This is a genomic window from Vogesella oryzae (genome assembly GCF_902829295.1).
GTDB classification, from domain to species: Bacteria; Pseudomonadota; Gammaproteobacteria; order Burkholderiales; family Chromobacteriaceae; genus Vogesella; species Vogesella oryzae.
Window position 1 is genome coordinate 82,791 of record NZ_CADEPL010000052.1, and the last position, 23,008, is coordinate 105,798.

At 66.5% G+C, this 23,008-nt stretch carries 16 protein-coding genes and 1 pseudogene; 10 read left to right on the top strand and 7 right to left on the bottom strand.

The window, feature by feature from the left end; genetic code table 11:
* The first annotated feature begins 212 nt into the window (after window positions 1–212).
* The 3 genes from HU218_RS13940 to HU218_RS13950 all read left to right on the top strand — a co-directional run bounded on the left by HU218_RS13940 (window position 213) and on the right by HU218_RS13950 (window position 5,703).
* The gene (locus tag HU218_RS13940; protein ID WP_174875539.1) at window positions 213–1,994 is read left to right on the top strand and encodes a M61 family metallopeptidase; all 1,782 of its coding nucleotides are present in this window, start codon (window positions 213–215) and stop codon (window positions 1,992–1,994) included.
* A gap of 97 nt (window positions 1,995–2,091) precedes the next feature.
* Window positions 2,092–4,725: an aminopeptidase N gene (gene pepN / locus HU218_RS13945; protein WP_174875540.1), complete on the top strand. Its 2,634-nt coding sequence runs from the start codon at window positions 2,092–2,094 to the stop codon at window positions 4,723–4,725.
* A gap of 90 nt (window positions 4,726–4,815) precedes the next feature.
* On the top strand, window positions 4,816–5,703 hold the full coding sequence (locus tag HU218_RS13950; protein ID WP_174875541.1) for a DMT family transporter: 888 nt from the start codon (window positions 4,816–4,818) through the stop codon (window positions 5,701–5,703).
* Window positions 5,704–5,725: 22 nt separating this feature from the next.
* Here the strand turns inward: HU218_RS13950 and HU218_RS13955 are convergent, their stop codons facing one another.
* On the bottom strand, window positions 5,726–6,208 hold the full coding sequence (locus tag HU218_RS13955; RefSeq protein ID WP_246211206.1) for an Lrp/AsnC family transcriptional regulator: 483 nt from the start codon (window positions 6,206–6,208) through the stop codon (window positions 5,726–5,728).
* A gap of 141 nt (window positions 6,209–6,349) precedes the next feature.
* Between HU218_RS13955 and phhA the strand changes: the two genes are divergently transcribed.
* Window positions 6,350–7,237, top strand: a complete 888-nt coding sequence (phhA, locus tag HU218_RS13960) for a phenylalanine 4-monooxygenase (protein ID WP_217450836.1) — start codon at window positions 6,350–6,352, stop codon at window positions 7,235–7,237.
* 66 nt (window positions 7,238–7,303) lie between these two features.
* On the opposite strand, the gene HU218_RS13965 is transcribed toward phhA, so the two are convergent.
* Complete coding sequence (locus HU218_RS13965) at window positions 7,304–8,206, bottom strand: DMT family transporter (protein WP_174875544.1); 903 nt, start codon at window positions 8,204–8,206, stop codon at window positions 7,304–7,306.
* Window positions 8,207–8,215: 9 nt separating this feature from the next.
* Window positions 8,216–8,920, bottom strand: coding sequence for a GntR family transcriptional regulator (locus tag HU218_RS13970; RefSeq protein WP_174875545.1), 705 nt, complete (start codon window positions 8,918–8,920; stop codon window positions 8,216–8,218).
* A 250-nt stretch (window positions 8,921–9,170) separates the two neighbouring features.
* On the opposite strand from HU218_RS13970, the gene HU218_RS13975 reads away from it, so the two are divergent.
* From HU218_RS13975 to HU218_RS14000, 6 genes are all read left to right on the top strand, one after another.
* Complete coding sequence (locus HU218_RS13975) at window positions 9,171–9,911, top strand: SDR family NAD(P)-dependent oxidoreductase (protein WP_217450837.1); 741 nt, start codon at window positions 9,171–9,173, stop codon at window positions 9,909–9,911.
* Window positions 9,904–10,962 carry a phosphotransferase gene (locus HU218_RS13980; RefSeq protein ID WP_174875546.1) on the top strand — a complete coding sequence of 353 codons (1,059 nt, stop codon included), beginning with the start codon at window positions 9,904–9,906 and terminating at the stop codon, window positions 10,960–10,962. Before HU218_RS13975 ends, HU218_RS13980 begins: the two co-directional genes overlap by 8 nt.
* Complete coding sequence (locus HU218_RS13985) at window positions 10,959–12,287, top strand: aspartate aminotransferase family protein (protein ID WP_174875547.1); 1,329 nt, start codon at window positions 10,959–10,961, stop codon at window positions 12,285–12,287. Before HU218_RS13980 ends, HU218_RS13985 begins: the two co-directional genes overlap by 4 nt.
* A gap of 137 nt (window positions 12,288–12,424) precedes the next feature.
* The gene (locus HU218_RS13990) at window positions 12,425–13,594 is read left to right on the top strand and encodes an efflux RND transporter periplasmic adaptor subunit (RefSeq protein WP_174875548.1); all 1,170 of its coding nucleotides are present in this window, start codon (window positions 12,425–12,427) and stop codon (window positions 13,592–13,594) included.
* Between the two features lies 1 nt (window position 13,595).
* Window positions 13,596–15,530: a MacB family efflux pump subunit gene (locus tag HU218_RS13995; RefSeq protein WP_174875549.1), complete on the top strand. Its 1,935-nt coding sequence runs from the start codon at window positions 13,596–13,598 to the stop codon at window positions 15,528–15,530.
* A gap of 9 nt (window positions 15,531–15,539) precedes the next feature.
* On the top strand, window positions 15,540–16,898 hold the full coding sequence (locus HU218_RS14000; protein WP_174875550.1) for an efflux transporter outer membrane subunit: 1,359 nt from the start codon (window positions 15,540–15,542) through the stop codon (window positions 16,896–16,898).
* 6 nt (window positions 16,899–16,904) lie between these two features.
* Here HU218_RS14000 and HU218_RS17215 read toward each other — a convergent pair.
* From HU218_RS17215 to HU218_RS14020, 4 genes and pseudogenes are all read right to left on the bottom strand, one after another.
* Window positions 16,905–17,294 (bottom strand): annotated as a pseudogene (locus tag HU218_RS17215) (methyl-accepting chemotaxis protein); the annotation flags it as partial.
* Window positions 17,295–17,915: 621 nt separating this feature from the next.
* Window positions 17,916–19,682 carry an acyl-CoA dehydrogenase gene (locus HU218_RS14010; protein ID WP_174875552.1) on the bottom strand — a complete coding sequence of 589 codons (1,767 nt, stop codon included), beginning with the start codon at window positions 19,680–19,682 and terminating at the stop codon, window positions 17,916–17,918.
* Between the two features lie 49 nt (window positions 19,683–19,731).
* Window positions 19,732–20,979 (bottom strand): thiolase family protein, encoded by a 1,248-nt coding sequence (locus tag HU218_RS14015; RefSeq protein ID WP_174875553.1) that lies wholly within the window; start codon window positions 20,977–20,979, stop codon window positions 19,732–19,734.
* Window positions 20,980–21,133: 154 nt separating this feature from the next.
* The gene (locus HU218_RS14020; RefSeq protein ID WP_174875554.1) at window positions 21,134–23,005 is read right to left on the bottom strand and encodes a feruloyl-CoA synthase; all 1,872 of its coding nucleotides are present in this window, start codon (window positions 23,003–23,005) and stop codon (window positions 21,134–21,136) included.
* Window positions 23,006–23,008: the final 3 nt, after the last annotated feature.

The window sequence follows — 23,008 nt, forward strand, 5'->3', positions numbered from 1 at the left end:
CGGTAGCAGCCACTAGAACGATAGAGACCCGGACCGGTGCAAATTGCGCGATTCGCATAATTTGCACCCCCATTCCCGCCATTGACATGCAGGCGATTATATTGTCATCGCCCTGTTTGCTATTGACGCATATCAAGCTGTAAGGTCAGGCGCGGCCGTGGGTGGCTGGTGCTAGAATTCGCGCTTCTTCCGCTTTCCAACGGACTGTCATCATGTCTACCGCTGTCAGCTATCGCATCCGTCCCGTCTCGCCCGAGGCGCACCTGTTCGAAGTTTCGCTTACCGTGGCCACCCCGGCCGAGAGCGGGCAGATCCTGCGGTTGCCGGCGTGGATTCCCGGCAGCTACATGATCCGCGAGTTTGCCCGCCACATCGTCGCCATCCGTGCCGAGAGCGGCAAGAAGGCGGTGGCGCTCACCAAGCTCGACAAGCACAGCTGGCAGGCCGCCGCAGTAAAAGGTGAGCTGACCGTGCATTACACCGTCTATGCCTTCGACTTGTCGGTGCGCGGCGCCTATCTGGATGGCGAGCGCGGCTTCTACAACGGCACCAGCGTGTTCCTGCAGGCCGATGGTTTCGAGCATGACCCGTGCGCGGTGGAAATCCTGCCACCGCAGGACAAGGCGCTGGCCAAGTGGAAAGTGGCGACCAGTCTGCCGGCACTGGACGTCAAGAAATCCGGTTTCGGCCATTACCGTGCGGCCAACTACGACGAATTGATCGATCACCCGGTGGAGCTGGGTGAGTTTGAGCGCGTGACGTTCAAGGCCTGCGGCGTGCCGCACGAATTCGTGGTGTCCGGCAAATACAAGGCCGACCTGAAAAGGTTGGCCGCCGATACCAAGCGCATCTGCGAATGGCAGATCCGCTTCTTTGGCGAACCGGCACCGTTCGAGCGCTATGTATTCATGCTGTTTGCCGGCGGCGATATCTATGGCGGTCTGGAGCACCGCGCCTCCACCGCGCTGGTGGCCAGTCGCGACGATCTGCCGCAAGCCGGCGAGGAGGGCATCAGCGATGGCTACCTCAAGCTGCTGGGCCTGATCAGCCACGAATATTTCCACACCTGGAACGTCAAGCGCATGAAACCGGCGGCGTTCACACCGTACGACCTCAACCGCGAAGGCCACACCACGCTGCTGTGGGCGTTCGAAGGCATTACTTCCTATTACGACGACCTGGCGCTGGTGCGCTGCGGCCTGATCGACGAAAAGCGTTACCTGGGCCTGCTGGCCAAGACCATCACCGGCGTGGCGCGCGGCAACGGCCGCAACAAGCAGACGCTGGCCGACTCCAGTTTCGATGCCTGGACCAAGTACTACCGCCAGGACGAGAACAGCCCCAACAGCATTGTCAGCTACTACACCAAGGGTTCGCTGGCCGCACTGGCGCTGGACCTGCACATCCGCAAGCACACTGCAGGCGGCAAGAGTCTGGACAGCGTGATGCTGGCGCTGTGGCAGAAATGGCTGGCCGATGGCAAGGGACTGGCCGAGGATGAATGGGAGCGGGTGGCGGAGGAAGTCACCGGCCTCAAACTCGGCAAATTCTTCGATATGGCGATCCGCTCCACCCGCGAGTTGCCGCTGGCGGAACTGCTGGCCACGCAGGGAGTCGAGATGAAACTGCTGCCGGCCGACAGCCCGGCCGATGGCGGCAGCGTGGTCGACGACATCAAGCCCGCTACCGTGCGGCCAACCCTGGGCGTGAAAACCGCCGGCGACGCGCTGGGCGTCAAGCTGACCGCGGTGCTGGATGGCGGGGCGGCACAGGCTGCGGGGCTCGCCGGTGGCGATGTGGTGATTGCCGTAGATGGCCTGAAGGTGACGGACCTGGACAAGGCGATCCGCCGCTGCCGCAGTGGCGACAGCATCAAGCTGCATGCCTTCCGCCGCGACCAGTTGCTGAGTTTCCGTATCACCCTGCAGGACACGCCGGCAGATACCTGCCGTCTGCGGCTGGCAGAGAACGGCGGCAGCTGGATCCAGGGCTGAGCCAGCAATAACCGAACATGACCGGGGACGCGTCAGCGTCACAATAACAAGGCGGGCAACGACGACCCGCCGTTACCCCTTAGCAGGATGGAAGTAGATGAGCCAACAACCGCAGATCAAATATCGCAGTGACTACCAGCCGCCGGCTTATCTGGTGGACAAGGTCGACCTGACTTTCGACATCATCGAAGACAACCTGACCCGCGTGCATTCACGCATGGTCATGCGTCGCAACCCGGCCGCCACGGCGGCGGGCGTGCTGCAGCTGGACGGTAGCGCCAAATTGACCGGCGTGACACTGGACGGCGACAAGCTGGGTCCGGATGGTTACACGCTGAACGCCGATGGCCTCAGCATTGCCTGTGTGCCGGACAGTTTCATTCTGGACGTGGAAACCGAGATCGATCCGGTGGCCAATACCAGCCTGATGGGCCTGTACGCCTCCGGCGGCAGCAACCTCTACACCCAGTGCGAGCCGGAAGGCTTCCGCAAGATCACCTTCTATCCGGACCGTCCGGACGTGATGGCCAAGTTCACCACCACCATCATTGCCGACAAGGGCAAATACCCAGTGTTGCTGTCCAACGGCAACAAGGTGGGCGAGGGCATGCTGGACAAGAAACGCCACTGGGTGAAATGGGTCGATCCGTACAAGAAACCGTCCTACCTGTTCGCGCTGGTGGCCGGCAAACTGTCGGCGCTGCGTGACAGCTACACCACCCGCAGCGGCCGCAACGTGCTGCTGGAAATCTGGACCGTGCCGGCCGACCAGGACAAGGTGGAATTCGCCATGGGCGCGGTGAAGCGCTCGATGCAGTGGGACGAGGAGCGCTTCGGCCTCGAGTACGACCTCGACATCTACATGATCGTGGCGGTGGGCGACTTCAACATGGGGGCGATGGAGAACAAGGGCCTCAACATCTTCAATACCTCCGCCGTGCTGGCACGGCAGGATACCTCCACCGACGCCGACTTCCAGCGGGTGGAGGCCATCATCGGCCACGAGTACTTCCATAACTGGACCGGTAACCGCGTCACCTGCCGTGACTGGTTCCAGCTGTCGCTGAAGGAAGGCCTGACCGTGTTCCGCGACCAGGAATTCAGCTCCGACCTCGACAGCCGCGCGGTGAAGCGCATCCAGGACGTGAAGAACCTGCGCCAGCTGCAGTTCCCGGAAGACGCCGGTCCGACCGCGCACCCGATCCGCCCCGACAGCTACATCGAGATGAACAACTTCTACACCATGACGGTGTACGAGAAGGGCGCCGAAGTGGTACGCATGTACCACACCCTGCTGGGCGAAGAAGGCTTCCAGAAGGGCATGCAGCTGTACTTCAAGCGTCACGATGGTCAGGCCGTCACCTGCGACGACTTCCGCGCCGCGATGGCCGACGCCAACGATGTCGATCTGTCGCAGTTCGCGCTGTGGTACAGCCAGGCCGGCACGCCGCTGCTGACTGTCAGCGGCGAATACGACGCGGCAGGCCAGAGCTACACCCTGCATGTACAGCAAAGCAGCCCGGCCACCCCGGGGCAGAGCGACAAGCAGCCGCTGCACATTCCGTTCGCGGTCGGCCTGATCGACCCGGACGGCAACGATCTGCCGCTGCAACTGCAGGGCGAGAGCGAGGCAAAAGGCACTACCCGCGTGCTGGACGTGCGTGCCGCGGCACAGACTTTCACCTTCATCAACGTCGCCGCCGCGCCGGTGGCTTCGCTGCTGCGCGGCTATTCCGCGCCGGTGAAGCTGTCGTTTGCCTGGCGTGACAGCGAGCTGGCTTTCCTGATGGCCAACGACAGCGATGCCTTTGCCCGCTGGGAAGCCGGCCAGGCCTATGCCGAGCGCCTGATCCGCCAGCTGCTGGCCGATCACGCCGCCGGCACGCCGCTGAAGTTGGCCGCAGGTTTCATCGACGCCTTCCGCGCGGTGCTGGAAGACCATGCTGCCGATCCGGCGTTCAAGGCGCTGATGCTGAGCCTGCCGACCGAGGCCGAAATCCTGGAAATGGTGGACGAGGCCGATCCGGCTGCCATCCATACCGTCCGCGACTTCGTGCTGGATACCCTGGCACAGGCACTGCGCGGCGAGCTGCGCCAGGCCTACGACTTCAACCAGACCCGCGACTACAAGCCGGCCGATGCCGGTCGCCGCGCGCTGAAAAATCTGGCGCTGGGCATGCTGGCACGCCTGCCGGACCCGTGGCCGCTGGAGGCTGCCGAGCGGCAGTGCCTGCAGAGCAACAATATGAGCGACCAGATGGGCGCCATGCTGGCATTGCGTGATCGTGATAGTGAGGAGCGCGACAACTGCTATCTGGCGTTTGCCGAACGCTGGCAGGACAACGCGCTGGTGATGGACAAGTTCTTCTCGCTGGTGGCCAGCAGCCAGCTGCCGTGCACGCTGGAGCACGTCAAGGCGGCAATGGCGCATCCGGCGTTCACCCTGCGCAACCCGAACAAGGCGCGCGCACTGCTGGGCAGCTTCGGCCGCAACATGCTGCATTTCCATGCCGAAGACGGCTCCGGCTACCGCTTCCTGGTTGACCAGGTACTGGCGCTGGATGCCATCAACCCGCAGGTAGCCAGCCGTATCGTGTCGCTGTTCAACCGCCGCCAGAAGCTGGAGCCGCTTCGTCGCGACCTGATGACGCGCGAACTGCAGCGCATTCTGGCCAAGGAAGGGCTGTCCAAGGACGTGTATGAAATTGTGTCGAAAAACCTTTCGGCATAAACTGGCGCCCTCCACGTCAGCGTAAGCGCGGGCCGGTCGATACCGGCCCGTTTTTATTGCCTGCGGCCAACCTTTGCCTTCTGTTGCGTTATGTCTTTTGCTGCTTCTCCTGTCGCCAGTGCCTTGATGCTGCTGGTGTTGTGGTTTTCCTGGGGTACCAACTGGGTGGTGACCAAACTGGGGCTGGCCTATGCCACTGCCTTCCAGCTAAGCCTGCTGCGTACCGTGCTGGCGGTCGCCACCCTGGCGCTGATCATGCGCCTGACCGGCCGCCGCTTTACCCCCACGCCGGCCTGGCCCACTTTCCTGCTCGGGCTGACCCAGACCGCCGGTTTTCTGGTGTTTACCAATCTGGCGCTGGTAGCCGGTGGTGCCGGCAAGGTATCGGTGCTGTGCTACACCATGCCGTTCTGGACGCTGATCCTGGCGCGCGTGTTCCTGCACGAGAAACTGCAGCCGCTGCAGTGGCTGGCGGTAGCACTGGCGCTGGCTGGCTTGCTGGCGATCCTGGAGCCGTGGTCGCTGGGCGGCAACTGGTTGTCCGATCTGCTGGCCATCTGCGGCGGGCTGGTGTGGGCGGCTTCCGCCATCATCGCCAAGCGCATGCGTGCGCAACATAGCGTGGACACGCTGACGCTGACCTTCTGGCAGCTGCTGTGGGGCACCTTGCCGCTGCTGTTGCTGCTGCCCTTGTTCCCGCAGCGCGAGCTGGCATTCAGCTGGCAGCTGTGCGGCATCCTGCTGTTTTCCGGCGTGCTGGCCGGCGGCATCGGCTGGCTGATCTGGATGCTGCTGCTGGCGCGACTGTCCGCCGGCATGGCCAGCCTGTCGATTCTGGCGATTCCGGCCGTGGCGGTGCTGATGGCGTGGCTGATGATCGGCGAGCTGCCGAGCCAGGCCGAGGCCGGCGGCATGGTGCTGATCGGCGCGGCGCTGCTGCTGCTGTCGCTGCCGCACTGGTGGCGCCGGCGCGGCTAAGCGGCGGCCAACGTTGGCCGCATCAGCGCCCGGGCGGTTGCAGTGGCAGGCGAGTGGTGTGCTTGATCGGCTCCAGCGCCACCGTCGATTTCACGCTGCGCACCAGCGACAGCGTCATCAGCTTGTTCATCACGAAGCGCGATAACGACGGCAGGTCCTGCACCACGATGCGCAGCCAGTAGTCGGCCTCGCCGGCCACCGCGTAGCACTCCAGCACCTCCGGCAGATCGCTGATGGCGGCGGCAAACTCGCGGATCGACGCCTCGCCGTGGCGTTCCAGGCTGACATTGGCAAAAGCGGTCACCGACAGGTCCAGCAGGTCCGGCCGCAAGGCGATGTGGTAGCCCTGGATAATGCCGGACTCCTCCAGCCGCTGGATGCGGCGGCCGATCTGCGATGCCGACAGCGGCACCTCCTGTGCCAGCTTCTGGTGGGTGGCGCGCGCGTCCTTCTGCAGCGCCTCCAGAATCTGGTAATCGTATCGATCCAGCTCGATTCCGCGCATATTCTGCATTTCAATGTGTTTTGGTGCGGAAAGTATGCAAAAAAAGGTTCGCAAATTCAAATCATGCGGCCAACGCGCATGCGCTTGCACCTACACTCGAAACATAGGCAGTCACTGCCAACCCATTCGAGAGACAACGCCATGGAAACGAATACCTACACGGTGCCGGACATTACCGTGCGCAAGAACCAGGGCCTGACGCACGCGGCGGATTTCACCCTGCCGCAACCGCTGGCGCGCTATAGCACCGAGGATCATCAGACCTGGGCCACGCTGTACCGCCGCCAGAGCGAGATGTTGCCGGGCCGTGCCTGCGACGAATTCCTGCAAGGGTTGGCCGCACTGGATGTGGATGCCGACCGCGTGCCGGACTTCAACCGCCTCAACGAAAAACTGCAGGCCGCCACCGGCTGGCGCATAGTGGCGGTGCCGGGGCTGATTCCGGATGACGTATTCTTCGAGCACCTGGCCAATCGCCGTTTTCCGGTAACCTGGTGGCTGCGCGAACCGCACCAGCTGGACTACCTGCAGGAGCCGGACGTCTTCCACGACCTGTTCGGCCACGTGCCGCTGCTGATCAATCCGGTATTTGCCGACTACCTGCAGGCTTACGGCAAGGGCGGCATGAAGGCCAAGAACCTGGGCTACCTGCCGCTGCTGGCACGCCTGTACTGGTACACGGTGGAGTTCGGCCTGATCAACACCCCGCAGGGCATGCGCATCTACGGCGCCGGCATCGTGTCCAGCAAGTCCGAGTCGGTGTACTGCCTGGATAGCGACAGTCCGAACCGCGTCGGCTTCGATCTGCAGCGCATCATGCGCACCCGCTACCGCATCGACACCTTCCAGAAGACTTACTTCGTTATCGACAGCTTCCAGCAACTGTTCGATGCCACCGCCCCCGATTTCACCCCGCTATACCACGCGGTAGAGCAGCAGGGCGTGCTGGGTGCCGGCGAGATCGAGCCGCACGACCGCATTTTCCACGTCGGCAATCGCGTCGGCTGGGGCGACAGCACCGACGTGTAGGTAAGAGTTGGCCGCAAAAAAACGCCCGCAATGCGGGCGTTATTCTTGGTGCCGATGTCATGTTGCCTAGTCGTGCAGCTCGGTCAGCGCTACCTGCTCCGGGCGCGATTCGCGGCTGATCAGCAGCACCGCGCACAGGATCAGTGCGCCACCCAAGACTTGTGTCAGGCTCAGCGCTTCGCCCAGAAACAACCGCGCCAGGATGATGGTCACCACTGGCTCGGCGGTGGAAATCAGCGAGGCCTGGGTGGCGCCGGTGCTTTGCAGCCCGGACAGGAACAGCGCCAGTGCCGCCACCGTGCCCAGCAGCACGATGCCGAGGATGGCGCTCCAGCCGGCGGGGCTGTGCGGCGGGGAGAAGCCGTTGATGGCCAGCCAGCCGCCGTAGCAGCAGGCGGCGGACAGCACCACCACGCAGGCGTGGGTCAGCGGATGGCCGCCGCGCACCAGCTGGCTGCCGGCGAGGATATACAGCGAATAGATCAGCGCGGAAGCCAGCCCCAGTAGCAGCCCCAGCGGTTGCGCCTGCAGCTCTATGCCGACCGTCACCAGCAGACCGGATAGCGCCAGGCACAACGCCAGCAGCCGGCGGCGGGTAAACGGTTCTTTCAAGAGCAGGGTGGACAGCACCAGCACGATGGCCGGAAACAGATACAGCAGCAGCGAGATGGTGCCGGCATTGGCATAGCGCAGGCCATTGAAGTAGCAGGCGGCCATGCCGGCATAGCCCACGCTGCCCATCAGCATCAGCACCAGCAACGAGCGGCCGCGCGGCCACTCCAGGCGCTTGGCCAGACACCACGGCAACAGCAGCATGCCGGCCAGCGCAAAGCGCAGGAACAGCAGCGTGGGGGTCGAGGTGCCGTCCAGGGTGGCAAAGTGGGCAAAGATGGCCATGCTGCCAAAGCCGATGGCGGAGAGCAGGATCTTGAGCTGGCCAAGCCAGGCATGGGGGCGGGTGGTGGACATGGGGGCGGCTCAGGCAGTGGGTTGATCGTCATCCGCCGGCGCGGCATCGGCTGCGGCGGCGTTTTGCAGGTGCTGCAGGATTACCTGGCCGCCGTACAGCAGGTCGTCGCCGATGGCGCGGGCGGCAGCCGCGCCATCATGGGCGCGGATCGCCGCCAGTAGCGGGTAGTGGTAGTCGAGCATGTCGTCGCCGCCGGCGGCGTAGACCTCGGCGATCAGCGGCCCCATCTGTAGCCAGATGCGGAACAAAATCCCCTGCAGGAACGGCATGCCGGCGATGTCGACCAGCGCAAAGTGGAAGCGCTGGTTCAGGTCGCAGCCGCGGGCGATGTCGCCGTCGGCAATCGCCTGCTGGTTCTGGCGCACCAGTTCCTCCAGCTGCGCAATCTGCGCCGCATCGGCGCGCTGGGCCGCCATCTCTGCGGCCAACCCTTCCAGCCGGATGCGGATGGTGCGGATTTCCAGATAACGCGCCACCGTCATGTGCGGTACGCGGATGTCGCGCGCCGACTTCATGGTCAGCGCCTGTTCCTGCACCAGCCGCAGGATGGCGTCGCGCACCGGGGTGACGCTGGTGCCCAGCCGCGCCGCCAGCTCGCGGATTTTCAGCCGCTCGCCCGGCTTCAGCCGCCCTTCGATCAGGGCATTGCTCAGCAGGCGGTAGACGGTGCTGCCGAGGTTGTCGTGTTCCAGTGTATCCAGTGCGTCGCTCATGGCTGGTGGCAAGAATGGGGGGCAGTCGATTCTAGCATCGCGCCAAGAATGTTTGATGCATCAAGAATCAGGGTTGGCCGCAGCATCGCTACGGCAGGGCAAGCCATGCGCGAAAGCAAGGGCTTGTCAGCTAAAAATACAGCAAATATGATGCATCATAATTTACTGGCCGGCCAGTGTAACGGCCAGCCGGACGAGCGGTCGCGCCGTCGTGGCGCTGGCCGCAACTAACTGCAAAGGAGGAGGTGCGATGGCGGACAAACAGCACTACATGTTGCTGACGGGGGCCAGCCGTGGCATCGGCCACGCCACCGTCAAGCTGTTCCAGCAACACAACTGGCACATCCTGACCGTGTCGCGGCAGCCGTTTTCCGAGGACTGCCGCTGGCCGTCGGCACGCGCCAGCCATGTACAGGCCGATCTGGCCGAGCTGTCCTGCCTCGACGCGCTGGTGGCCGAGGTGCGCAGCCGGCTGCCGGATGGCGAGCTGCACGCGCTGGTGAACAATGCCGGCATTTCGCCCAAGGGGCCGGATGGCGCGCGGCTGGGGATTCTGGATAGCGATGCGGATACCTGGGGCCGGGTGCTCAACGTCAATCTGGTCTCCACTGCACTGCTGGCGCGCGGGCTGTTTCCGGAGTTGAAAAAAGGGCAGGGCAGCATCGTCAATGTCACCTCGATTGCCGGCTCGCGGGTGCATCCGTTTGCCGGTGTCGCCTACGCCGCCTCCAAGGCCGGCCTGGCCGCCTTGACCCGCGAGCTGGCGCACGAGTTCGCGCCGCACGGCATCCGAGCCAACGCCATTGCGCCGGGCGAGATCGACACCGCCATCCTGTCGCCGGACACCGCCCAAATCGTGGAACACGATGTGCCGCTGCGGCGGCTGGGCACCCCGCACGAGGTGGCGGAGGCGATCTACTTCCTGTGCTCCGGCCACTCTTCTTACATCAACGGCGCGGAAATCCACATCAACGGAGGCCAGCATGTCTGACAGCACCATCGACCAGCTGTTTTCCACCATGGGCAGCACCACCTCGCTGCAGGCAGCCAGCGAGCTGCTGTGGCAGCACTATGGCCTGCGCGGCAGCGCCAGCCCGCTGAACAGCGAACGCGACCAGAACTTCCGCATCGATGGCGATGACGGCCGGCAGTATGTGCTGAAGCTGACGCACCCGGCCGAGGCGCGCGGCGTCACCGATTTCCAGACCCGCGCCTTGCTGCATGCCGCCAGCCGCGACCCGTCGCTGCCGATTCCGCGCGTCATCCCGCGGCTGGACGGCGAGCCGTATGCGGCGATTACCCTGCCGGACGGCACGCAGCGGGTATTGCGGCTGCTGAGCTATCTGCACGGCCAACCTTTGCACCAGATCATGCGCAGTGCGGCGCAGCGCAGGCATTTGGGGTATACGCTGGGGCGGCTGGATGTAGCGCTCGGCGATTTCAGCCATCCGTCCGCCGGGCATGCGCTGCTGTGGGACATCCAGCACAGCGACCGGCTGCAACCGCTGCTGGCGGAGCTGCCGGCAGGCGAGCGCACCGCCACGTTGGCCGCATTTCTGCAGCATTTTGTGCGCGACATCCAGCCGGCGCTGGCCGGACTGCGGCGGCAGGTGATCCATAACGATCTCAACCCGTACAACGTGCTGGTCGATCCGCAGGAGCAGATCACCACCTGCGGGCTGATCGACTTCGGCGACATGGTGCAGGCGCCGCTGATAAACGAGCTGGCGGTGGCCTGTTCCTACCAGCTGTCCGGCAATGCCAATCCGCTGGATAGCGCCGCCGAGCTGATCGCCGGCTATCACCAGGCTTGCCCGCTGCTGCGCGAGGAAGTGCTGCTGCTGTACGACTTGATTCTCACCCGGCTGTGCATGACGGTGACCATCACCGGCTGGCGCGCTGCGCGCTATCCGGACAACCAGACTTATATCCTGCGCAACAACGGCCTGAGTTGGGACGGGCTGCAACGGCTGGGCGCGCTGGACCGCGCCGAGGCGCAGGCATTTTTGCTGCAGGTGTGCGGCATGAAAGGACAAGCATGAGCAAGGATCAACGCATGGCCAATGCCTTCGACCCTGCCACCGTCGGCAGCCTGCCGGCACGAGAGCAGGCGCTGATCCGGCGCCGGCAGCAGGTGCTGGGCCAGGCCTACCGCCTGTTCTACGAGCAGCCGCTGCACGTGGTGCGCGGCGAGGGCGTGTGGCTGTACGACCCGGATGGCAAGCCGTATCTCGACGTCTACAATAACGTCGCCTCGGTCGGGCATAGCCACCCGCGGGTGGTGGCAGCCATCGCGCAGCAGGCGGCGACGCTGAACACCCATACCCGTTACCTTAACGACATCATCCTCGACTACGCCGAGCGGTTGCTGGCGACGCTGCCGGCGGCGATCGGCCAGGCGATGTTCACCTGCACCGGCAGCGAGGCCAACGATCTGGCGCTGCGGCTGGCGGCCAACTACAGCGGCGGTAGCGGCGTGATTGTCACCAGCCATGCCTATCACGGCGTCACCAGCAGCGTGGCGGCGTGCTCGCCGGCCTTCGGCCACAACGTGCCGCTGGGCGTGCATGTGCGTACCGTGCCGGCGCCCGATGGCTATCGCCATCCGGACGAGGACGTGGCAGAGTGCTTCACCCGCCATGTGCAACAGGCCATCGATGACCTGCAGCGGCATGGCATCCGGCCGGCGGCGCTGCTGGTGGACACGCTGTTTACCAGCGATGGCGTGTTTGCCGAGCCGGCAGGCTTTCTCGCCGGCGCGGTGGATGCCATCCGCGCCGCCGGCGGGGTGTTCATCGCCGACGAGGTGCAGGCCGGCTTTGCCCGCAGCGGCAGCCAGTTCTGGGGCTTCCAGCGCCACGGCGTCACCCCGGATATCGTCACCATGGGCAAGCCGATGGGCAACGGCCACCCCATCGCCGGGCTGGCGGCACGGCCAGAGATCATCGATGCCTTCGGCAGCAAGGTGCGCTATTTCAATACCTTCGGCGGCAACCCGGTGTCGTGCGCCGCCGGCCTCGCGGTACTGGACATCATCCGTGACGAAAACCTGCAGCAGAACGCACACGACACCGGCGCCTATCTCAAGGCCGGCTTCGACAGGTTGGCCGCCAAACACGAGCTGATCGGCGACGTGCGCGGCGCCGGCTTCTTCCTCGGCGTGGAGCTGGTAAGCGACCGCCAGCGCAAGACGGCGGCAAAGGAAGAGACAGTGCGCATCGTCAACGCGCTGCGCCAGCGGCAGATCCTGCTCAGCGCCACCGGCCCGGCCGGCAATATCCTCAAGCTGCGGCCGCAGCTGCCGTTCTCGCGCGACAACGCCGATCTGCTGCTGGGCACGCTGGACGAGGTGCTGGCGGCGTTGTAGCCATGCGGCCAACCCCGTGGCCGCCGCGCCCAGCTTGGCCGCCATGCCGCCGCCGCGCGGCACTGTATCGCCCATGACGTACAGTTGGTAAACCGGCGACACACTCCGCTACTGTAATGACAGCAACGGAGGAAAGCATGAATCAACTCGAGAGTCGTCCGCCGGCAGGCAAAGGCTGGCGCAAGGGCGGGCTAATCGCCGGCGCGCTGCTGTTGCTGGCGGTGGCCGGTTGGTGGCTGACACCGCGTGCCGCACCGGCAGCGGAGCGGCTCAGCCAGAAAGTCACCGTCGGCAGCCTGGAAAAAACCGTCACCGCGCAAGGCTCGCTGGCGCCGCGCGATTATGTGGATGTCGGCGCGCAGGTCTCCGGCCAGATCAGCAAGGTATATGTCGGCATCGGCCAGCAGGTGAAGCAGGGCCAGCTGCTGGTGCAGATCGACCCGGAGTCGTACCAGACCAAGGTGGATAGCGACCGCGCCGCAGTGGATGACCTGCTGGCGCAGCGCGACAAGCAGCAGGCCTCGCTGCGGCTGGCATCCCAGGCGCTGGCGCGGCAGACCGGCTTGGCCAAGGCCGATGCCACCAGTAGCGAGGCGCTGGAAACCGCGCAGACCGAACACGACGAAGCCGCCGCCACGCTGCGCTCGCTTGAGGCGCAGATCGCCAAGGCGCGCGCCACGCTGCGGGGCGACGAAGTCAGCCTCAAATACACCCGCATTTACGCGCCGATCGACGGCACCGTGGTGTCGCAAAGCTATCTGCAGGGGCAGACCATCAATTCCAGCCAGAGCGCGCCGACCATTCTGCGCGTGGCGCGGCTGGACCCGATGACGGTGGAGGCCAGTGTGGCCGAGGCCGATGTGCCGCAGCTCAAGCCGGGTATGCGCGCCTGGTTCACCACCCTGGGCGACAGCCAGACCCGGCATCAGGCCACGGTGCGGCAGATCAAGCCGACGCCGACCACCACCAACGACGTGGTGCTGTACACCGTGCTGCTGGATGTGCCCAATCCGGCGCAGAAACTGATGATCACCATGACCGCGCAGGTGTTCTTCCAGCTCGACCAGGTCAGCGGCTTGCCGGTGGTGCCACTGGCCGCGCTCAAGCCCTTGTCGCAGGACGGCGTGCATTACCGCGCGCAGGTGCTGGTGGATGGCAAGGTGCAGGACCGCGACGTGGTGGTGCGGCTGGCCACCCGCAGCCAGGCGGCGATTGCCAGCGGGCTGAAGGCCGGCGACGAGCTGATGCTGGCGACCGACAGTGGCAAGAGCAGCAGCCGCAACATGCCGCCGCCGCCCGGAGGCTAGCATGGACGCCATGCTGACATTGCAGGGGGTAAGCAAGCGTTACCGCGCCGGTGATGGCGACAGCATCGTGCTGCAGGACATCGAGCTGAGCATCCGGCGCGGCGAGTTTGTCGCTCTGCTGGGGCCGTCCGGCTGCGGCAAGTCCACCATGATGAACATCCTCGGCTGTCTGGACCGCGCCAGCAGCGGCCGCTATCTGGTAGCCGGGCAGGATGTGGCGACGCTGGACAGCGACGAGTTGGCCGCACTGCGCTGCCGCACCTTCGGCTTCGTGTTCCAGCGCTACAACCTGCTGGCCTCGGCCAGCTCCAGCGACAACGTGGCGCTGCCGGCGATCTACGCCGGGATGGAGGCGGAGTCACGGCAGCAGCGCGCGCAGCAATTGCTGACACGGCTGGGGCTGGGCGACCGGCTGCTGCACAAGCCGGCGCAGCTGTCCGGCGGCCAGCAGCAGCGGGTGTCGATCGCCCGTGCGCTGATGAACGATGCGCCGGTGATCCTGGCCGACGAGCCGACCGGTGCGCTGGACAGCCAGAACGGCCGCGACGTGCTGGCGCTGCTGCAACAGCTGCACGCCGAGGGCCGCACCATCGTGCTGATTACCCACGATCTGGAGATTGCCGGCTACGCCGAGCGCATCATCCGCCTGCGCGATGGCCGGGTCGAGTCCGACAGCGGCCCGGTGCCGCGGCCGCCGCAGGAGCTTGACCGCCATCAGCTGCCGGCGGTACGGCAGCTGTCGCTGGCACGGGTGTGGGAGGCGGTGCAGATGGCGCTGGTGGCGCTGCAGGCCAACCTGTTCCGCACCGCGCTGACCCTGCTGGGGGTGATCATCGGCGTGGCGGCAGTGGTCACCATGATGGCGATCGGCAACGGCAGCAAGGCCGAGGTGCTCGACCGCATCGCCGCCATGGGCACCAACCTGCTGCTGGTGCGGCCAGGGGCGCCCGGCGTGCGGCCAACCGGCAAGATCGCCACCCTGACCGCCGACGATGCCCGCGCCATCGCCAGTCTGCCCAACGTCAACGGCGTGGTGCCGATGCGCAGCGGCAGCGGCACCACGCTGCGGCTGGGCAACAAGGACTACCAGAGCGAGATCCAGGGCGTGTGGCCCAGCTACCCGCAGGTGAAAAGCTGGGGTTTGAGCCAAGGGGCGTTCTTCGGCCCGGCCGAGGAAGAGCGCCAGGCGGCGGTGATCGTGCTGGGGCAGACCGTGGTCGACAGCCTGTTCCCGTTGGGACAGAACCCGGTGGGGCAGTACGTGATGGTGTCCAGCATCCCGTTTGAAGTGGTGGGGGTGATGGAGAAAAAGGGTGCCAACAGTTTTGGCCAGGATCAGGACGACGTCGCCTTCGTGCCGCTGTCCACCGCGCAGTCGCGACTGATGGGGCAGCGCTACGTCAGCTCCATCACCGTCAGCATGGCCAGCATTGCCAAGAGCAGCGTTACCGAGCAGCTGATCAGCCGCATCCTGCTGGCGCGGCACGGCAGCGAGGACTTCCAGGTGCGCAATACCGCCTCGCTGGTGGAGATGATTACCAAGACGCAGAACACGCTGACGCTGCTGCTGGGCTTGGTGGCGGCGATCTCGCTGCTGGTGGGCGGCATCGGCGTGATGAACATCATGCTGGTGTCGGTGACCGAGCGCACCCGCGAGATCGGCCTGCGCATGGCCACCGGCGCGCCAGTGGGCAGCATCCTGCTGCAGTTCAATGTCGAGGCGGTGGTGGTATGCGGGCTGGGCGGGCTGATCGGCATCGCCATCGGCTTGCTGGCGGTGTGGGGGCTGAAACTGGCGGGGGTGTCGGCGGTGTATTCGCTGTTGCCGCCGCTACTGGCCTTCAGCTGCGCCTTTGTCACCGGCTGCGTGTTCGGTTACCTGCCGGCGCGCAAGGCCGCCCGGCTGGACCCGGTGGTCGCGCTGGCGGCGGAATAGGATTTGAAGATGCGATGGATTTCCCTCCCGGCAGCGCTGCTGTGTCTGGCGCCCAGCCCGCTACTGGCCGCCGGCAACGCGGACCTGCCGCTGCAACAGGATGCCTGGCGACAGGCTGCCGTGCCGTGGCAGGCGCCGCGCAGCGCCGTCGACTGGTGGCAGGCATTCGGCAGCCGCACGCTGCCGGCCTTGCAGGCGCAGGCCCGTGCGGCCAACCCGGATCTGCTGTCGGCGCAGGCCGTCATTGCCAGGGCGCGTGCCACGCTGGCGGAAACCGCCGCCGGCGGCAGCGTGCAGCTTGGCGCCAGTGCCAGCAGCCAGCGTAGTCGCGGTAGTACCCGCAGCACCAGCAGCCAGTTGGGGCCAACGCTCAGCTACAGCGTGGACTGGTGGGGCCAGCGTGCAGCACAGGACAGCGCCGCGCAGGCGCGGGTGGTGGCCAGCGAGGCCAGCCGCGACGCCACGGCGCTGACGCTGGATAGCGAGGTGGCGCGGCAGTACTTCTCCTTGCTGGCCCTGCAGCAACAGCAGCAGCTGGCCAGCCGGCAACTGGCGGCGATGCAGCAGCGCAGCGCTTTGCTGCGGCAACAGGTGGCACTCGGCAGCAAGGCGCCGTACGAGTTGGCCGCATTGCAGCAGGACATTGCCAGCCAGACTGCAAGCGTGGCGACGCTGAGCCTGTCGCTGCAGCAGGCGTTTACCGCGCTGGCGGTGCTGTGCGGTGTCGCGCCGCAAGACTTCCGGCTGGCCGGGGAAGCATTGACCGTGCTGCAGCAGCCATACCCGGCGGCGCAGCAGCCGTCGGCATTGCTGCTACAGCGGCCGGACATCCGCGCCGCCGATGCCACCTTGCAGGCGGCGCAGGCGGATATCGCCGCCGCGCGGGCGGCGCTGTATCCGAGCTTTACGCTCAGTTGGGAAGGGGTGTTGAGCAAGGTGGCCGGCGGTCCCAGCCAGTGGGTAACGACCGCCGCGGCGGCACTGGCCGGCACGCTGTACGACGGAGGCAAGCTGCGTGCCGGTGTGCGTTACAGCGAGGCGCAGTGGCAGGTGCAGCTGCAGGCGTGGCGCAGCACGGTGCTGGCGGCGATTGCCGATGCCGACAATGCCATGCAGGCCATCGCTGCCTACCGCCAGGCGATGATGGCGCTGGAGGCGCAGTTGCGGGCGGCGGAGCAGCAGGAGCGGGCAGCTGCCGCCCGCTACCAGCTGGGTGCCATCGACAAGGCCACGCTGCTGGCGCAGCAGGAAAGCATGCTGGCGGTGCGGCAGAGCTGGTGCGAGATGCGCGGCAAACTGCTGTCTGCCAGCGCCAGCCTGTACGAGGCGCTGGGCGGCGCGCCGCTGACGCAGAGCGCTGGTGGCTAGCGCGTGTCAGACCGGCGCCTGTTGCAGCTGTTGCAGGCTGGCCTGCATCTGGCGGCAGATGTCGGCCTGCAGTTCGCCTTTTGCCACCGCCTGTTCGGCAATGCCGACGCGGCGGGTGGCGGCCTGCTGCATGGCCTGCATCGCCGCCTGCACCTGTAGCGTGCGCGCCAGCCCTTGTTCCGCATCCGCCTTGGCCTGCGCGACACTGCCGCCGGCCTGTTGCGAGGTGTGGTGGAAGGCCTGGGCGATGCTGCCGATTTCCTTGCTGGAGCTGTTGACGCGTTCGGCCAGCTTGCGCACCTCGTCGGCTACCACGGCAAAGCCGCGCCCGCTTTCGCCGGCGCGCGCCGCCTCGATGGCGGCATTGAGCGCCAGCAGATTGGTCTGGCTGGCAATGTCCTGGATGGTGTCAACCAGCCGGCCGATCTGCTCCGATTGCAGCGTCAGCTCGGCAAATACTTCGCTGCTGCGCTGCGCGCCGGCGACCAGCTCGGCAATGATGGCGGCGGTGTCGCTGACATCCTGGGTGTGGCCGGCCACGGCGTGGCTGGACTGTCGCGCGATGTCGCAGGCACCTCTGGCATGCAGCACATGCTGCTCGATCATGCTCGCCATCTCCTCGCCATGTTGCTGCAGCCGTTGCAGCAGGCTCTGCTGCTGCGCCTGCCAGGCCGCGAAGCGCTGCTCGGCGGTAGTCACAGGGTTAGCCGCAGGCGCGGCCAACTGTTGCTGCAACTGCCACTGCTGCAGTGCCTGCTGTTCGGCCTGCTGCAACAGCTGCGGCAGTCGCTGATTCAGTTGCTGCAGCTGTTGCCGCGTCTGCCACCAGCCCAGCAGGGCCAGCAGCAGAACCGCGGCCAGCGCCGGTGCCAGCAGGGCCGGCTGGTAGGCGCACAGCGCCAGTGCCGGCAGGCCGGCCAGCAGCAGCCAGTCATAGCGCGGGCGCTGGGTCAGGGCCAACTGGTGTTGCGGTGAACTCATCGGGATTTCCTCCGTGCTGATCTGTGGCCGTGCTGTTTACAGCGCTGCCAGCGGATAGTCGCAGACCGCCGCGCCCCCATCCTGCAGACTGTGCAGCCAGGCTTCGGCCTGCGGCAGTTGATGGCTGTAGTAGAAGCGTGCCAGCGCGATGATGCCGGCCTGGTAGTCGTCATGGGCGCTGTCCAGCTGCTGCGCGGCCAACAGCGCGGCCTTGCCCAGTTGCCAGGCGCCGGCAATGCCGCCGCACAGTTGCAGGAACGGCACCGCTACCGCCAGCGCGCTGGCCGGCTCCTGTTGCAGCATCTGCGCACCGGCCTGCTGCAGCACGTTGGCCGCAGCGGCGAGGCGCTGCCCCAGTGCTGCCAGCGCAGGTTGTGCTAGCAGCGCGCTGGCGGTGGCCAGCATCTGCTGCTGCAGCGCCTGCAGCGCGGCACCCTGATCGCGCACCAGCTTGCGGCCAACCAGATCGGCGGCCTGGATACCGGTGGTGCCTTCGTAAATGGTGGTGACGCGGGCGTCGCGCAGTTGCTGGGCGATGCCGGTTTCCTCGATAAAGCCGCTGCCGCCGAATACCTGCACCGCCAGATTGCTCAGTTCGACCCCGGTTTCGGTGCCCCAGCCCTTGGCCACCGGCACCAGCAGTTCAGCTTGCTGCTGTGCCGCCGTGGCGGCGGCCGCATCCGGCTGGCGATGGGCGCGGTCCAGCAGGCTGGCCAGGTGGTAGATCAGCAGCCGGGTGGCCAGCAGCCGCGCACGCATGCCCAGCAGCATGCGCTTCACGTCCGGGTGCTGGATGATGGCGCCGGCGGCCGGCGCACCGGGGGCGCGGCCCTGTACCCGCTCGCGGGCATAGGCAACGGCATGCTGGTAGGCGCGCTCGCCCAGCCCCACACCCTGCAGCGCCACGCTCAGCCGCGCCTCGTTCATCATCACGAACATCGCCTCCAGCCCGCGATTAGGCTGGCCGATCAGGTAGCCGGTGGCGCCGCCCTGTTCGCCGTACACCAGCGTGCAGGTTGGGCTGCCGTGCAGGCCCAGCTTGTGCTCGATCGATACGCACTGGATGTCGTTGCGCGCGCCCGGTTCGCCGGCGGCATCCGGCAGGAACTTGGGCACCAGAAACAGCGAGATGCCCTTGCTGCCGGCCGGCGCATCCGGCAGCCGCGCCAGCACCAGGTGCACGATGTTGGCCGCCATGTCGTGCTCGCCGTAGGAGATGAAAATCTTCTGGCCGAACAGCCGGTAGCTGCCATCGGCGTGCGGCTCGGCGCGGGTGCGCAGCGCGCCAAGATCGGAGCCGGCCTGCGGCTCGGTCAGGTCCATCGCTGCGCTCCATTCGCCGCTGACCAGCTTGGGCAGGTAGCAGGCCTGCAGCGCCGGGCTGGCGGCGCGCAGCAACGATTCGGTGGCGCCCACCGCCAGTGTCGGCAGCATGTTGAAGGCGAGGTTGGCCGCATGCCACATTTCCCCCACCGGCGTGGCCAGCGACTTGGGTAGTGCCTGGCCGCCGTACTCCTGTGGTAGCTCCAGCCCCACCCAGCCGGCCTCGGCAAACTGGCGATAAGCTTCGGTCCAGCCGTCCGGGGTGATGACCTTGCCCTGCTGCCAGCGGCAACCCTGCAGGTCACCAACGCGGTTGAGCGGCGTCAGTACGTTTTCGGCAAAGCGGGCGGCCTCTTCCAGCACCGCATCGGCCAGCTCCGGCGATAGTTCCTCGCAGCCGGGCAGCTGGCTCAGTTGTGCGAAATCCTGTACCTGCAGCGCGAAGCGGATGTCGCGCAGCGGGGCGTGATAATGCGTCATGACATAGTCCTTGATGGGCGCCGCCGGTTGCGGCGGTCGGTGCGACAGTTCAGCCGCAAGCGGGGTTTTCCAGCAGCAGGGCAATGCCCTGGCCACCGCCGATGCAGGCGCTGGCAATGCCAAAGCGGCCGTTGCAGCGCTGTAGTTCGCGCGCCAGCGTGATGCTCAGGCGCAGGCCGCTGGCGGCCAGCGGGTGGCCGATGGCGATGGCGCCGCCGTTGACGTTGACGCGCTGGTGGTCGAGCCCCAGCTCCTGCATCACCGCGAGGCATTGCGCGCCAAACGCTTCGTTGATCTCGAAACGGTCGATGTCGGCCAGCGACAGGCCGCTACCTTGCAGCAGCCGGCGGATGGCCGGTGCCGGGCCGATGCCCATGATTTCCGGTGGCACGCCGATGACTGCGCCGGCGACGATACGGGCAAGCGGCGCGCAGTGGTGCTGTTGGCGATAGTCGCCACTGGCGACCAGTGCAGCGGCGGCACCATCGACAATGGCGGAACTGTTGCCGGCGGTTTGGACACCGCCAAAGGCGGGGCGAATGCGGGCCAGTTCGGCATAGGGCGACGGGCGCAGGTGGCTGTCCGTGGTCACGCGGCCATGGCCGGCCGCCAGCTTCAGACGCCGTGGCTGGTAGCCCGCCAGCTCGAACATGCAGTTGTCGATGGCGCATAGCTCGCCGTCAAAGAAGCCGGCCTCGCGTGCGGCCAGCGCCCGGTGGAAACTGGCCTCGGCAAAGCGGTCCACCTGTTCGCGCGGGATGCCGTACTGGCGTGCCAGCTTCTCGGCGGTGTCACCCATGCTGACGTTGGCCGCAGGGTCGAACAGCGCTTCCCACAGAAAGTCCTTGAACTCGACCTGTCCCAGGCGGAAGCCGCCGCGATGGCCGTAGGCGGCGATCGGATTGCGCGACATCGATTCCGCGCCGACGCACAGCCCCAGGGCGATCTGTCCCAACGTGATGCGGTCGGCGGCCTGCAGCAGCAGTTCGATGCCGGTGCCGCACACCCGCTGCGTCAGCGTGGCCGGGGTGGTGAGGTCGGTGCCGGCATACAGCGCGATATGGCGCGGCAGCATGTAGGCATCAAAACTGGCCTGCGCCATATTGCCGGCGAATACGTGGCCGACATCGCCGGCCGGAATGCCGGCGCTGGCGAGGGTGGCGCGGGCGGCATGGATGCCGAGGTCGGTGGGCGACACCGCCGCCAGCGCGCCGTTGTAATCGACAAACGGCGTGCGCTGGCCGTGCAGCAGCCAGATGTCGGCATAAGACGAAAACACGCCTGCGTGCTTGAGCATGATGCGTTTCCTTGTCGGGTAGAAAGACCGCGCCCGGCAGGGCGCGGTGAAGTTACCGGCGGCAGTCGCCCGCGGTCCGGCGGCACACACCCCTGTGGCCGGGCGCGGGGCGCCCGTGTGCCGATACCGTGGCCACTGCCGCGGGTGAGCGGGGCTAGTGCGCGCTGGGGACCGGCCGTACTTGCAGCGGATGCTGTTCCAGGTACAGCGCTTCCACCGCCTGCGAGCGCCGGGCCAGCACCGCGCGCTGGTTGATGGAGCCCTTGTCGGTGATCTCGCCGTGGTCGATAGACGGCGGCTCGTCCAGCAGGCACAGCCGTGCGATGCGGGTGGCGGAGCCGGTCACGCCGCGATTGAGCTGTTGCAGCAGGCAGCCGAAGAACGCCTGCACCGCATCGCTGGCCAGTACCGTCGCCGCCGGGGTGTTGGCCGGCAGGGCGGCCAACCTGGCGCACTGGTCCAGCCGCGGGAAGATCATCACCCCGATGTCGTCACGGTTGAGGCCGGTGATGACCGCATCCTGCACATAGGGCGCACCGTCGCTGATGATGCGCGCGCGCAGCGGGCCGACACTGACGAAGGTGCCGGAGCTGAGCTTGAAGTCCTCGGTGATGCGGCCGTCGAACATCAGCCCCAGTGCCGGCTCTTCCGGATTGACGAAGCGCAGCGCGTCGCCGGAGCAGTAAAAGCCGTCCTCGTCGAACGCCGCCGCCGTCAGCTCGGCATCGCGCCAGTAGCCGCCCATCACGTGCGGTCCGCGAAAGCGCGCTTCCAGCTTGCCGTCGCTGGGCACCAGCTTGACTTCGACTCCGGGCGCCGGCTGGCCGACGTAGCCGGCCATCATCAGCGAGCCGGTGGCGAAGGTGCACGACGGCGAGGTCTCGGTCATGCCCAGCCCGGCCATGATGCGGATCCGTTCGCCGCAGTGCTGCTCGGAGACGCGCTCCAGCCGGTCCCACGCCGCCTGCGACAGGCCGGCGCCGGCAAAGAAGAACAGCTTCACGCGGGCAAAGAAGCTGTCGCGCAGCGCGGCGTCCTCTTCCAGTGCCTCGGTCAGCATCTCCCAGCCCTTGGGCACGTTGAAGTACACCGTGGGCGAGATCTCGCGCAGGTTGGCCAGCGTGGCGGCAAAGTCGCGCTCGGTGGGCTTGCCGTCGTCGATGTAGTAGCTGCCGCCGTTGTACAGCGCGATGCCGACGTTATGGCTGCCGCCAAAAGTGTGGTTCCACGGCAGCCAGTCCACCAGCACCGGCGGTTCGCTGCCAAAGAACGGCATGGTCTGGCGCAGCATCTGCTGGTTGCTGCACAGCATGCGATGCGTGCACGGCACCGCCTTGGGCAGCTTGGTGGAACCGGAGGTAAACAGGAACTTGGCGATGTCGTCGGCCGTGACGTTGGCCGCCTGCTGGTCGATGTCGCGCGGCTCGGTATCCAGCAGGCTGGCAAAGCGGCTGCAGCGCCGGCCCGGCACCTCGCCGCTGGCCAGCACCAGTTCCAGTTCGGCCGGCACCACCTGCAGGATGGCGCGGGCGTAGGCATTGCCGTCGCTGGCGTACACCAGGCCCGGGGTCAGCTTGGCGATGATGTGCGCCAGCTTGTCCGGGTTGTTGGCCAGCAGCGAGTAGGCAGGCGATACCGGGCAGTACGGCACGCCGGCCAGCATGGCGCCCATGGCCAGCTGCAGATGTTCCAGATCGTTGCCGGACAGGATCAACAGCGGCTGCTGCGGCGACAGGCCGCGGTCGCGCAGCGCCTGACCAATGGCGCGGGCACGTTGCAGCATGTCGGCGTAGCTGATGTGCTGCCACTGGCCGTCGGCGCCGCGGCGCGCGACCAGCGTGCGCTGCGGATGGCTGGCGGCGCCCTGCAGCAGGCAGTCGAACAGCCGTGCCGGGTAGGGGCCCAGCGGTTCGGACGAGCCCAGCAGCCAGCTGCCGTCCAGCCGGTGCTGGTAGCGCAGCTCGGCCTGGCCGATATCGACGGCGCGATAGCGCAACGCCGTCGCGTGCTTCGATGCGATAGGCATGGC